This is a genomic window from Aestuariivirga sp., from assembly GCF_037139295.1.
Classification (GTDB): Bacteria; Pseudomonadota; Alphaproteobacteria; order Rhizobiales; family Aestuariivirgaceae; genus Aestuariivirga.
Genome location: NZ_JBAXGR010000088.1, coordinates 1 through 12,207, shown reverse-complemented (window position 1 = coordinate 12,207; position 12,207 = coordinate 1). Strand labels below are relative to the sequence as shown.

Annotated in this window: 10 protein-coding genes and 1 pseudogene; 7 read left to right on the top strand and 4 right to left on the bottom strand. The window is 65.2% G+C overall.

The features are described from left to right. The 3 genes and pseudogenes from WCJ41_RS16945 to WCJ41_RS16935 all read right to left on the bottom strand — a co-directional run. Positions 1 to 358 (bottom strand): annotated as a pseudogene (locus WCJ41_RS16945) (diacylglyceryl transferase); the annotation flags it as partial. A 64-nt stretch (positions 359 to 422) separates the two neighbouring features. After that, positions 423 to 2,414, bottom strand: coding sequence for a hydantoinase/oxoprolinase family protein (locus WCJ41_RS16940; protein ID WP_336907015.1), 1,992 nt, complete (start codon positions 2,412 to 2,414; stop codon positions 423 to 425). A gap of 12 nt (positions 2,415 to 2,426) precedes the next feature. Next, positions 2,427 to 4,715 (bottom strand): NADP-dependent malic enzyme, encoded by a 2,289-nt coding sequence (locus WCJ41_RS16935; protein WP_336907014.1) that lies wholly within the window; start codon positions 4,713 to 4,715, stop codon positions 2,427 to 2,429. A gap of 83 nt (positions 4,716 to 4,798) precedes the next feature. Here WCJ41_RS16935 and WCJ41_RS16930 point away from each other — a divergent pair, with 83 nt between their 5' ends. Next, the gene (locus tag WCJ41_RS16930; RefSeq protein WP_336907013.1) at positions 4,799 to 5,437 is read left to right on the top strand and encodes a hypothetical protein; all 639 of its coding nucleotides are present in this window, start codon (positions 4,799 to 4,801) and stop codon (positions 5,435 to 5,437) included. A 69-nt stretch (positions 5,438 to 5,506) separates the two neighbouring features. Continuing rightward, a complete protein-coding gene (locus WCJ41_RS16925; RefSeq protein ID WP_336907012.1) occupies positions 5,507 to 6,106 on the top strand; it encodes a response regulator transcription factor in 600 nt (199 codons plus the stop codon). A gap of 232 nt (positions 6,107 to 6,338) precedes the next feature. Here the strand turns inward: WCJ41_RS16925 and WCJ41_RS16920 are convergent, their stop codons facing one another. Next, complete coding sequence (locus tag WCJ41_RS16920; RefSeq protein WP_336907011.1) at positions 6,339 to 8,000, bottom strand: hypothetical protein; 1,662 nt, start codon at positions 7,998 to 8,000, stop codon at positions 6,339 to 6,341. Positions 8,001 to 8,294: 294 nt separating this feature from the next. On the opposite strand from WCJ41_RS16920, the gene ccoN reads away from it, so the two are divergent. The 5 genes from ccoN to WCJ41_RS16895 form a co-directional block, all read left to right on the top strand. Next, positions 8,295 to 9,872: a cytochrome-c oxidase, cbb3-type subunit I gene (gene ccoN / locus WCJ41_RS16915; RefSeq protein WP_336907016.1), complete on the top strand. Its 1,578-nt coding sequence runs from the start codon at positions 8,295 to 8,297 to the stop codon at positions 9,870 to 9,872. A 19-nt stretch (positions 9,873 to 9,891) separates the two neighbouring features. Then, the gene (ccoO, locus tag WCJ41_RS16910; protein WP_336907010.1) at positions 9,892 to 10,617 is read left to right on the top strand and encodes a cytochrome-c oxidase, cbb3-type subunit II; all 726 of its coding nucleotides are present in this window, start codon (positions 9,892 to 9,894) and stop codon (positions 10,615 to 10,617) included. A 5-nt stretch (positions 10,618 to 10,622) separates the two neighbouring features. Continuing rightward, a complete protein-coding gene (locus tag WCJ41_RS16905) occupies positions 10,623 to 10,784 on the top strand; it encodes a cbb3-type cytochrome c oxidase subunit 3 (protein ID WP_336907009.1) in 162 nt (53 codons plus the stop codon). A gap of 3 nt (positions 10,785 to 10,787) precedes the next feature. Beyond that, positions 10,788 to 11,675 (top strand): cytochrome-c oxidase, cbb3-type subunit III, encoded by an 888-nt coding sequence (ccoP, locus tag WCJ41_RS16900; protein ID WP_336907008.1) that lies wholly within the window; start codon positions 10,788 to 10,790, stop codon positions 11,673 to 11,675. Positions 11,676 to 11,798: 123 nt separating this feature from the next. After that, a partial coding sequence (locus tag WCJ41_RS16895; RefSeq protein ID WP_336907007.1) for a 4Fe-4S binding protein occupies positions 11,799 to 12,207 on the top strand: 409 nt, incomplete at its 3' end.

Sequence of the window (12,207 nt, the reverse complement as noted above, 5' to 3'; positions counted from 1 at the left end):
CCGCGAAATAGCACCCCCACCGCCCCACCATCACGCTCGTCGCGAAGGCCGGAACGAAGATCAGCCCGGTCGAGCCTGAAATGCCGCGCACCCGCTTGAAGATTTCCACCGCCGCGATGGCGCCCGCCAGCGCGCCCACGATGCTGCGCCCGATGCCGGGTTCACCGGAAAGATGAAGGTTGAGCGTCCCGGCCCCAAAGCCGCCGATCGCCGCGCCCGCAAGCAGCGCCACGCCATAAAGCGGCCCTGCCGAGTCGATCCTCTGCCCCGCCTCCCTCAGCCGCCAGTTGTAGACGAACAGCGTCATGCCCAGCGCGGCACAGGCGGCAAGAAGATCGAAGACGGTGTGGATCAGCACCGCGCGACACTACACCTGTCCGCCAATGCCGTCATCCCGGCAAAGGCCTCGTGTCGCTTCTCGCTCAGTGGCTTCCGGTCTCCGGCCGCCCGATGGCTTCCGCCCTGATCTGCGCCTCGAGCAGGCCGTTGTCGTCCACGGCGTCCGGCAGGTGGCTCTTGCTCATGCTCACCTGCACCTGCGCCTCCGTGGCACCAAGCTGGCGCACGCCCTCGAGTGCCAGCGCACGCGCCTGTTCCTCCGCCGCCACCAGTGCCTGCGGGCCTGACGTGAACACCGTGGCCCCCTTCGGCCCCAGCACGCGGAACAGCCCGCTGCCATCACCTTCGACGGAAACATTCACCACCTGCGCCACGACGCCGGTCGCGGCACCCACCGCATTGGCCACATCGAAGAACGGCGGGAAGATCATCTCGCAGCCGAGCCTTCTGCCCACCTCTTCATAATAGACCCGCACCGGCCCGCCCACGGCCACCACCGGAATGGCGGGCGAGAGCGACACCGTCGCCAACCCCAGTTGGCCGCGCCCCGAGCTCACCGCATCCACCAGCTCATGCTCGCCGAATGTCTTGCCGAAGGCCGTGTCGAGGATCACCTTCGCGGTGCGCCGCACGGTCTCGGACCACACCTCGCGGCAGAAGCCCTGAACGCGCTCGGCATCGCCCAGCCGCATGTCGCGGAAGCGCACCATCAGCTTGGCGGCCAGTTCCGCCGCAGGCCCCGGCCAGTTGTCCTGCAGCCCCAGCACATGGGCTGCGTCCGACGGCGTGAAGCCACCCGTCTGCACCAACCCCTTGCGCTTCAGCGAGGCGAGCGCGCGCTGCGCGGCAGAGGACACCGCGATCTTGCGGATCTGCACCGGCCGCTCGCCCACCATCGCCAGAAGCTCGGCCTCCTTTGCATTCACCTCAGCCGTCAGCGCATCATTGGCACCAAACGGCTTCAGCACGAACTTGCCATGCATCGAGCCGCCCTCGGTGTCGGCCAGGTCCGCCTCCAGCATCGCCACCACTTCGGGGTAGCGTGATGCGAGCAGCGAAATCGGCGCCACGCGCTGCGGCCCCACGGTGATCACGCCATTGAGCCCGATGGCAATCTCGCTGTCGCCACCGAGGCCAATGGTCTTCACGTCGATGGCCTTCACCATCGTCCGCCAACCACCCACTTCGGCACCCTGCTCCGCCACCTGCGGCCGGCCATTGGCGAGCACGCCCAGGTCCGTCGTCGTGCCGCCCATGTCGGACATGATGAAGTCGCTGCGCCCGCACAGCCACGAAGCACCCACCAGGCTTGCGGCGGGGCCAGAGAGCACGGTCTCGATGGGCCTGAGCGCCACGCGCTCGGCCAGCGCCAGCGTGCCGTCACCCTTCACGATCATCAGCGGGCAGTCGATGCGAAGGTCCTTCATCGAGCGCCTGACGGCGGAAATCAGCATCGACACGCGCGAGATCAGCCGCGCATTGAGAACGGCGGTCAGCGCGCGGCGCGGCGCATCGAGTGCCGAGGTCAGCTCGGTCGACAGCGTCGCGGGCTTGCCTGTCGCCTGCGCCACAATCTCGCGCGCCCGCAACTCATGCCCGGGATTGCGCACGGCAAAGGCCGAGGCAATGGCAAAGGCATCGACCGGCATGGCGGCAACGGCTGTGGACAGCGCCTCCACGTCCAGCGGCTTCACCTCCTCGCCATTGTGGTCATGCCCGCCGGAAATCATGGCAATCGGCATGCCGGGAAACGCCTTGGCGATCCCCGTCCGCTCCGCCATCGCCTGGTCGAAGCCGATCAGGATCACGCCCACGGCGGAGCCATGCCCCTCCACCACCGCATTGGTGGCGAGCGTGGTGGAGACCGACACGAGCGAAATGTCCTCGGGCTTCAGCCCCTCCGGCAGCTTCGCCACGGCAGCGGTGATCGCCCCGGTCACGCCGATCGAGAGGTCGCCCTTGGTCGTGATGGATTTCGCCGAGGCCACCACCCTGTGCCCCTGCGCCTCGATCACGGCAGCATCGGTATAGGTTCCCCCGGTATCGACGCCGATCAGATAAGTCTTTGCTGTCATTGGCCTAGATCATCAGTCCCGGGCCCTGGTCGCTGCCTCGGCAACGGCGATTGCCGTCATGTTCACGACACCGCGCGAGGTGACGGAGCCTGTCAGGATATGCGCCGGCAGCGCTGTTCCCAGCAGGATCGGGCCCACGGGCAGCGCGTCGCCGAACACTTTCATGATCTGGTAGGCCACATTGGCCGAGGTCAGCCCCGGCATCACCAGCAGGTTGGCCTCTCCCTTAAGCGTCGATGACGGCAGCTTCCTTTGCCGCACCGCCTCGACCAGCGCGGTGTCCGCCTGCATCTCGCCATCGATCTCGAGGTTAGGGGCCCGCGCATGGATCATGGCGAGTGCTGCCCGCATGCGCAGCGTCACCGGCGTGTCGAAGTCGCCGAAGTCGGAATGCGCGACGAGCGCCACCTTCGGCGTGATGCCGAAGCGCTCGACGTGGGCCGCGCACATCAGCACCGTATCCGCCATGGCTTCCGCCGAAGGCTCCGCCTGCACATGCGTATCGGTCAGGAACACGATGCCGCGCGTGGTGATCATCAGGCTCATCGCCGCGAATTCGCGCGCACCGGGCGCCAGCCCCACGATGTCACGGATGTGGCGCAGCTTGGCGCGGTAGCGGCCTTCCAGCCCGCAGATCATCGCATCCGCTTCACCACGCCTGAGCGCCAGCGCGGCGATGACGGTCGTCGAGGTACGAACGAGCGTCCGCGCCGCGTCCGGCGTGATGCCGCGGCGGCCCGCCACCTCCACATAGGTCTGCACATAGTCACGGTAGCGCGGGTCGTCCTCGGGGTTCACGATCTCGAAGTCGGTTCCGGGCTTGATCGAAAGACCATAGCGCTTGATGCGGGTCTCGATCACCGCCGGACGGCCGATCAGGATGGGCCGGGCGATGCCCTCCTCGATCAGCACTTCGGCCGCGCGCATCACGCGCTCGTCCTCGCCATCGGCATAGATCACGCGCTTCGGCGCCTGTCTTGCGGCCGCAAAGATCTGCCGCATCACGAAGCCCGACCGGAACACGAAGCGGCCGAGCCCTTCCTCATAAGCATCGAAATCGGCGATGGGCCTGGTGGCAACACCACTCTCCATCGCCGCCCTGGCCACGGCAGGCGCCACGCGCAAAATCAAACGCGGGTCGAAGGGCGCGGGGATCAGCGAGTCCCTGCCGAACAGCCGCGTCTCACCGCCATAGGCACGCGCCACCACGTCGGACGGCGTCTCGCGCGCCAGCCCCGCGATGGCATTCACCGCCGCCTGCTTCATCGCCTCGTTGATGGTGGAGGCGCCCACGTCCAGCGCACCCCGGAAGATGTAAGGAAAGCAGAGCACGTTGTTCACCTGGTTCGGATAGTCCGAGCGCCCGGTGCAGATCATCGCGTCAGGGCGCACCTTCACCGCCTCCTCCGGCATGATCTCCGGATTGGGGTTGGCGAGAGCGAGGATGAGGGGATCCTTCGCCATCTGCGTCAGCAGTTCCGGCTTCAGCACGCCGCCCGCCGAAAGCCCGAGGAAGATGTCGGCCCCGCCGATCACCTCGGCAAGTGTGCGCGCTTGCGTGTCTTTGGCAAAGACGTCCTTCCACCGATCCATCAGTTTCTCGCGGCCCTTGAACACCACGCCTTCGAGGTCGGTCACCCAGATGTTCTCAGGCCTCGCGCCAAGGCTGACGAGCTGGTTCAGGCAGGCGAGTGCCGCCGCACCCGCTCCGCTCGCCACGATCTTCACCCTGGAAATGTCCTTGCCCGCCAGCATCAGCGCATTGGTGACGGCCGCCCCCACGATCACCGCCGTGCCGTGCTGGTCGTCATGGAACACCGGAATCTTCATCCGTTCACGGAGCTGCTGTTCGATCTCGAAACACTCCGGCGCCTTGATGTCCTCGAGGTTGATGCCCCCGAAGGTGGGCTCAAGCGCGGCGACGCAGGCCACCATGCTCTCGACACTCGCCGCCGCCAGCTCGATGTCGAACACGTCGATGTCGGCGAATTTCTTGAAGAGCACCGCCTTGCCCTCCATCACCGGCTTCGCCGCCAGCGGACCGATGTTGCCCAGCCCCAGCACCGCCGTGCCATTGGTGACCACGCCCACCAGGTTGGCGCGGCTGGTGTATTTCGACACCAGCGACGGGTCGGCGGCGATCGCCTCGGACACGGCGGCGACACCCGGCGAATAGGCCAGCGCCATGTCGCGCTGGTTGCCCAGGGGCTTCGTCGCCCGGATCTCAAGTTTCCCGGGCTTGGGCTCCGCGTGATAGAACAGCGCGCCCGACTTCAGGTCGCTCGACATGGGTGACGACATCTGGAATTCCCCTCTTCGCGGCCCATGTGGCCCCGTTCGCTGCTGATTTGCAAGACTTGGCCCCTTGGGGCTAGACTGCGCCCATGCTCACGCCCCTCAAGACCGAAGTGGAGAAAGTCGGCGACCTCGCCCATGAGGCGCGCCGCTTCCGCACCATTCTGTGGAGCTTCGAGAAGAACATCGAGCTCCTGTTCAAGGGCACCGGCCTTGCGGCGGAAGTGGACCATGCCGCCCTCGCCGAGGCTTTCTCGCGCTGGCGCCAGAACTTCGACCAGACCAAGCACCTGGCCGACCTCGACCGCAAGGACTTCACCATCTTCGCCGCCGGCATGATGCTGAAGGAACTGCTGGCGTCGCGCCCCATCACCGCGATCGTGCCGGACGAGCTGGGCCTCCCCGCCCTCCCCGCCACCATCGACCACCGCCTGAAGCGCTGGCCGGAGGGCTATGCCTACACCAGCTTCTGCCTCTCGGTGGCCGCCGCCGTGCTGAGCGAGATGGGCGGGCCGGAACCCACCGAGTCGGGCATCACCGATGACCCCCACTTCTGGGACTCCTTCCGCGAGAACGTGGCGGAGAACCCAGCCAATGCCATCGCCTTCTTCGATATGGTGGTGGGTCTCAAGCCCAACTGGCAGGCGCCGGACGTGCCGTGGATGCGCCGCACCTTCATGGACGCCAAGCGCAAGCTGGAAGCTGCCCCCCGCAAGACCATCGTGTAGCCACAAGCTTGCCAAGCCCACCACCTTGGGTGATGATCGACACCAGAGGTAGGGGAAAACCTTGAGACCATGGCGGCAGCGCGCATCCTGATCGTCGACGACCACCCGCTGTTCCGCGAGGCGCTGAAACAGGCGGTTTCCGGCGGTGTCGCCCATGCTGTCGTGTCGCTCGCGGGCTCGCTCGACCAGGCCACCGCCCTTCTCGACAAGGACGACGACGTCGACCTCATCCTGCTCGACCTGCGCATGCCGGGCGTCCAGGGCCTCTCGGGCCTCATCTACCTCCGCGCGCAATACCCCAATGTGCCCGTCGCCCTCATCACCGCGGCGGATGACCATGGCCTCGTGCAGAAGGCCTTGAACCTCAACGCGTCGGGCTTCATCCCCAAGACCGCCGAAATCGACACCATCGTCGGCGCGGTGAACGCCATCCTCAAGGGCGACATCTGGGTGCCCGAGGGCTCTGCCCAGTCCTCCGCCGCCGACAAGGAGGGCGAGGAAATCGCGCGCCGCGTGGCGACGCTCACCGCCCAGCAGATCCGCGTGCTGGTGATGCTCAAGGAAGGCCTCCTCAACAAGCAGATCGCCTATGAGCTGAACGTCTCCAGCCGCACCCAGGCGGTGATCGCCGCCGCAAGGATCGACGGCGTCGCGGCGGCGGAGCACTAGGCAAGCCGCAAACACCAATAAACCCAGCGCCGGCAGAACCGCCGCCCAATTCGTCACCCATGTCTGGAGCATGCTCTTTCCTAGCACAGCGAGCGCGCGCTGTCAAGGGTTTTTTTCCTAATACAAGCGGCCCCTAAGATTCATCATGCCCGGGCTCGACCCGGGCATCCTTTGTGCCGGAACAAAACGGATCGCCGGGTCAGGCCCTGCGACGATGAACATCTGAGCTACCCTAAACCCCAACCTCAGCCCTCATCGCCACATGGCTCATCGCCGCCCGGTCGGCGCCGATGTAGCGCGCCACCGTGTCCTCCAGCCGGTCCGCCGTCACCGCCGTGCGCCACAGCTTGAAGCCGGTGCCGGAGCCAGCCTGAATGTCGCGCGACACGAAGCTCGTGGCCTGCACCCGCTCGATCGGCGTGGGCTGGCGGGTGAGCGAGCCCGCAACGTAAGCCGTGATATTGGCAAGCAGGCTCCAGATCACGCCGTGGGTGAGCGTGTTGAACTCCATGGTGAACAGCGCGCGCGCCTTCAGCAGGCTGATGCCCCACGGCCCTTGCTCGATGAAGCCGCGGCCCAGCCAGCCGGCGTCGGCGAAGGCCGGCGCGAACTGTGCCACCGCCGCGAAGGAGAGGAGGCCCACTTGGGCGAGCGCCACCGAGGCGCCGATCATCCGGTAATAGGCATAGGCCAGCGCCAGCACGAAGATGATGGCCAGCCGGCGGATCAGGATCAGCGTTTCGCCCATGTCCTGGTGCACGGTGGCTCGGTCCGACTGGCGGCGCAGCAGCAAGGGAACCACCAGGTTGTTGCACACCATGATGGAGAGCGCGATGCACTCCACGATCACCATGGCGGTCGAGGCCGAAAGTCCGCCGAGGAAGGCGATCAGCGCGAAGACCGGGTTTCCGGCCGACACGGGAAGCGCCAGCACGAAGGTGTCGCCGTCAGCGCCCGGCGGCAGCAGCAGCAGGCCTGCCACCGCAATGGGAATGACGAAGATGTTGATCGCCACAAGATAGAGCGGGAACAGCCAGGCGGCGCGCTTCACCTCGCGGGCATTGGCGTTCTCCACCGCCGCCACATGGAACTGGCGCGGCAGCAGTACCACGGCGAAGGCAGCGAGCAGCGTGAGGGTCAGCCACTGCCCGCCATCGAGCCCGCCGGAGAACAGACCGCGCACCTGCGGGTCCGCCGTGGCGCGTTCGAGGAAGGGCCCGATGCCCCCCATCATGCCGAACACCACGAACAGGCCCACCGCCACGAAAGCGATGAGCTTCACCATCGATTCGACGGCGATGGCCAGGATCATGCCGTCCTGGTGCTCGGTGGTGTCGATGTGCCGCGTGCCGAACAGGATGGCGAAGATGCCCATGGTGAGCACCACGAACAGCGACAACCCGTCGAGGCCCGAAGACGGCGGCAGAATGTCGCGCGACCATTGCGGCTCGGCCACCAGCGCCCCCAGCGCCACCGCCACGGCCTTCAGCTGGATCGAGATGTAGGGAACGATGCCGATCACCGCGATCACCGTGACGAGCGCGCCCAGCGCCTCGCTCTTGCCGTAGCGGGCCGACAGGAAGTCGGCGATCGAGGCGATGTTGTGCCGCTTGGTGAGGGTGGCAATCGACTGGATCAGCTTCCAGCCCAGCGCGAAGACCAGAATCGGCCCGAGGTAGATAGGCAAAAAGTCTAATCCGGTGCGGGACGCGATTCCCACCGAGCCGAAATAGGTCCAGGACGTGCAATAGACACCCAGCGACAGGGCATAGATCAGCGGCCGCCCGGCACGCGTGGTCCAGGTCCGCGACCGCCTGTCACCCCAGCTCGCAACCGCGAAAAGCGCGCCCAGATAGGCGAGTCCGGCGCCCAGTATGCCCAGTTGACCGATCATCGTCACATGATCGTCACACCCGGCTGGAGGATTAAGGCCGCTCGCTTCGTCCTTTCCTGCCGATCGGCGGGAGAGGACGTTTGGGGGCGGCGAGAATTGATTTCGCCGACTCAGCCTTTGGGTGCAATTTTGCTCGCAGACGTGGAAGCCTCCGCAACCTATTGATCCAAGTCAATGCCCCTGCCCGCCCCAAAACGCATTCGTGCAGGTGGATTGTTTTCAGAAAGGGGGTCTCCGATGGGGGCTGATACAATGACACACAAGGGGCAGCCCTCCGGGAGTGGCGCCATGGCGATGATGGCCCTGTGGGGTCTTCTCGCCCTGCTCGCCATCACCATGGGCGCCAAGGCGGTGGATACGCCCTTTGCGATCCACATGTTCATTTTCGCGCTGGCGGCGATCCTGGCCCTCATCTTCAAGGCCCGCAGCTTCGGCAAGCCGGCAGCGGACACGTCTGGCTACATGGATGACGTGGTGCGCTACGGCGCCATCGCCACGGTGTTCTGGGGCATCGTGGGCTTCCTCGTCGGCCTGGTCATCTCGCTCCAGCTCGCCTATCCGGCCTGGAACCCCGATCTCGAATGGTTCAACTTCGGCCGCCTGCGCCCGCTGCACACCTCGGCCGTGGTCTTCGCCTTCGGCGGCAACGCGCTCCTCTGCACCTCCTTCTACGTGGTGCAGCGCACCAACCGCACGAGACTGGCGCTGGGCAACCTCGCCTGGTTCGTGTTCTGGGGCTACCAGCTGTTCATCGTGCTGGCCGCCACGGGCTATCTCCTCGGCGTCACCGAGGGCCGCGAATACGCCGAACCCGAATGGTACGTCGACCTCTGGCTCACCGTCGTCTGGGTGGCCTATTTCCTGGTGTTCTTCGGCACCCTGCTGCAGCGCAAGGAAAGCCACATCTATGTGGCCAACTGGTTCTACCTCGCCTTCATCGTGACGATCGCCATGCTGCACATCGTCAACAACCTGTCGATCCCGGTGTCGGTGTTCGGGTCCAAGAGCTACTCGCTGTTCTCGGGCGTCCAGGACGCGCTGACGCAGTGGTGGTACGGCCACAACGCGGTGGGCTTCTTCCTCACCGCCGGCTTCCTCGGCATGATGTACTACTTCATCCCGAAGCGCGCCAACCGGCCGGTCTATTCCTACCGCCTGTCGATCGTGCACTTCTGGTCGCTGATCTTCCTCTACATCTGGGCCGGTCCGCACCATCTCCACTACTCTGCGCTGCCCGACTGGGCGCAGACCCTTGGCATGGTGTTCTCGATCATGCTGTGGATGCCCTCATGGGGCGGCATGATCAACGGCCTGATGACGCTCTCGGGCGCCTGGGACAAGCTGAGGACGGACCCCGTGCTGCGCATGATGGTGATCTCGGTCGCCTTCTACGGCATGTCGACCTTCGAAGGCCCGATGATGTCCATCAAGGCCGTCAACTCGCTGTCGCACTACACCGACTGGACCATCGGCCACGTTCACTCCGGCGCTCTCGGCTGGGTGGGCATGATCTCGATGGCCTGCGTGTATCACCTGATCCCGCGCCTCTATGGACAGAAGGAAGTCTATTCGCTCCGTCTCGTCAGCTGGCACGTGTGGCTCGCCACCCTCGGGATTGTGGTTTACGCCGCGGCCATGTGGGTTGCCGGCATCATGCAGGGCCTGATGTGGCGTGAGTACGATGCCAACGGCTTCCTCGCCTATTCCTTCGTGGAAGCAGTCGCCGCCATGCACCCGTACTACGTGATCCGCGCCTTCGGCGGCGCCCTGTTCCTCGTGGGCGGGCTCATCATGGTCTACAACCTCTATCGCACCATCAGGGGCGCCCAGCCCGTGAGCCAGCCTGTCGGCATGGTTTCGGCCGCGGCATAAGAAGAAGGACACTGGCGCCATGAAGCACGAAACACTCGAAAAGAACGCCACGCTGCTGCTGATCTTCAGCCTGCTCGTGGTGACCATCGGCGGTCTCGTCCAGATCGTCCCGCTGTTCTTCATCCAGAACACGATCGAGAAGGTGGAGGGGATGCGTCCCTATTCGCCGCTCGAGCTGGCGGGCCGCAACGTCTATGTGCGGGAAGGCTGCTACGTGTGCCACAGCCAGATGATCCGCCCCTTCCGGGACGAGGTCGAACGCTATGGCCACTACTCGCTCGCCGCCGAGTCGCAGTTCGATCACCCCTTCCAGTGGGGCTCGAAGCGCACCGGGCCTGATCTGGCGCGCGTGGGCGGCAAGTACTCCGACGAGTGGCACAGGCAGCACCTGGTCAATCCGCGCACCGTCGTGCCGGAGTCGATCATGCCGGGCTACCCCTTCCTTGCGGAGAAGCCCCTCGATCCGAAGGGCTTCGGCGCCAATCTGGCGGCCATGAACCTGACCGTGAACAACGGCAAGGGCGCCATGTACAGCCAGGAGGACATCGACAACGCCGAGGCCGACTTGGTCGCCCAGGCGACCGGCGAGAACACCGACGGACTGATGCAGCGCTACCCGAAGGCGGTTGCCCGCAACTTCGACGGCGCCGGCCAGGTCACGGAGATGGACGCGGTCATCGCCTATCTCCAGGTGCTCGGCACACTGGTCGACTTCTCCACCTTCAAAGCCGACATGTCGAGGTGATGGCAATGCAACACTATACCTTACTGCGCCAATTGGCGGATAGCTGGGGCCTCGTCGTGATGTTCCTGTTCTTCGTCTGCGCCATCCTCTTCGTCTTCCGGCCGGGCTCGAAGGCCCAATACGAAAGGCTGGCCAAGATCCCCCTAGAGAACGGTTCCGAGGACTGACAAATGGCAACAAACATCGAAAAGGACGACGTCTCGGGAACCGCGACCACCGGACACACCTGGGACGGCATCAAGGAGCTGAACACGCCGCTCCCGAAGTGGTGGCTCTACACCTTCTATGCCTGCGTGATCTGGGCCATCGGCTACACCATCCTGTATCCGGCCTGGCCGCTGCCCGGCGGCGCAACGAGGGGCGTGCTCGGCTGGACCTCTCGCGGCCAGCTCGAGCAGCAGATGGCGGCCGTCGCCGCCAGCCAGAAGGACACTGTCGACAAGATCGCCGCGATGAGCGTCGATGACATCCTGAAGGACCCCAAGCTGCTTGCCTATGCGCAGGCGGGTGGTGCTGCAGCCTTCAAGGTGAACTGCGTGCAGTGCCATGGCGCGGGTGCGGCGGGCGGCAAGGGCTACCCCAACCTCAACGACGACGACTGGCTGTGGGGCGGCACGCCTGATGCCATCTACACTACGCTGCGGCACGGCATCCGTTACACGGACGATCCCGACACCCGTGACTCGCAGATGCCCAGCTTCGGCATCGACGGCATCCTGACACCGGAGCAGATCGACCAGGTCGCCAACTACGTCATGACGCTCTCGGGCGAAACGGCGGATGCGGGCAAGGCCGATGCCGGCAGGCAGATCTTCGCGGAGAATTGCGCGGCCTGCCATGGCGAGGACGGCAAGGGCAACCGGGAGTTCGGAGCACCCAACCTCACGGACAAGCTCTGGCTCTATGGCGGAACGTTCGCCCAGGTGAAGGCCCAGATTCACAAGCCGAGCATGGGCGTCATGCCGGCCTGGACGAAGCGCCTTGATGACGCGACCATCAAGGAACTGGCGATCTACGTGCACTCGCTGGGTGGTGGCGAAGCGCCGGTCACCCAGTAACGATAGGGCCCGCGAGGCCGCATGCCGTGACATTACGGCATGCGGCCTCCGGCCACACTGCGGACGGCGGATTTCGGTTCTATTAGTATTTCCTAATAGAAAGCCCGGTTTCCGAGGGGAATGATGGTTCAGATTATCAATACGCTCGACACTCCGCAGGAGGTCGACAGGGAAACTGCCGTTCCGGTCAACAAGGCCGAGAACCGCTCGCTTTATGCCTCCCGCGAGGCGATCCACCCGAAGGCTGCACACGGCCGCTTCCGTCGCTTCAAGTGGGCGATTGTCGTCATCCTGCTCGGCATCTATTACGTAGCGCCGTGGCTGCGCTGGACAAGGCCGGGCGATGCGCCGGACCAGGCCATCCTCATCGACATGGCCAACCGCCGCTTCTATTTCTTCTTCATCGAGATCTGGCCGCAGGAATTCTATTACATCGCGGGCCTGCTCATCATGGCCGGTGTCGGGCTGTTCCTCGTCACCTCGCTCTTCGGCCGCGCCTGGTGCGGCTATGCCTGCCCGCAGACGGTGTGGA

Coding starts and splice junctions, on each gene's coding strand:
- ccoP (WP_336907008.1), top strand. CDS start 10,788: ATGGCAACAAACATCGAAAAGGACGACGTCTCGGGAACCGCGACCACC.
- WCJ41_RS16925 (WP_336907012.1), top strand. CDS start 5,507: ATGGCGGCAGCGCGCATCCTGATCGTCGACGACCACCCGCTGTTCCGC.
- WCJ41_RS16930 (WP_336907013.1), top strand. CDS start 4,799: ATGCTCACGCCCCTCAAGACCGAAGTGGAGAAAGTCGGCGACCTCGCC.
- ccoO (WP_336907010.1), top strand. CDS start 9,892: ATGAAGCACGAAACACTCGAAAAGAACGCCACGCTGCTGCTGATCTTC.
- WCJ41_RS16935 (WP_336907014.1), bottom strand. CDS start 4,715: ATGTCGTCACCCATGTCGAGCGACCTGAAGTCGGGCGCGCTGTTCTAT.
- ccoN (WP_336907016.1), top strand. CDS start 8,295: ATGATGGCCCTGTGGGGTCTTCTCGCCCTGCTCGCCATCACCATGGGC.
- WCJ41_RS16920 (WP_336907011.1), bottom strand. CDS start 8,000: ATGATCGGTCAACTGGGCATACTGGGCGCCGGACTCGCCTATCTGGGC.
- WCJ41_RS16905 (WP_336907009.1), top strand. CDS start 10,623: ATGCAACACTATACCTTACTGCGCCAATTGGCGGATAGCTGGGGCCTC.
- WCJ41_RS16940 (WP_336907015.1), bottom strand. CDS start 2,414: ATGACAGCAAAGACTTATCTGATCGGCGTCGATACCGGGGGAACCTAT.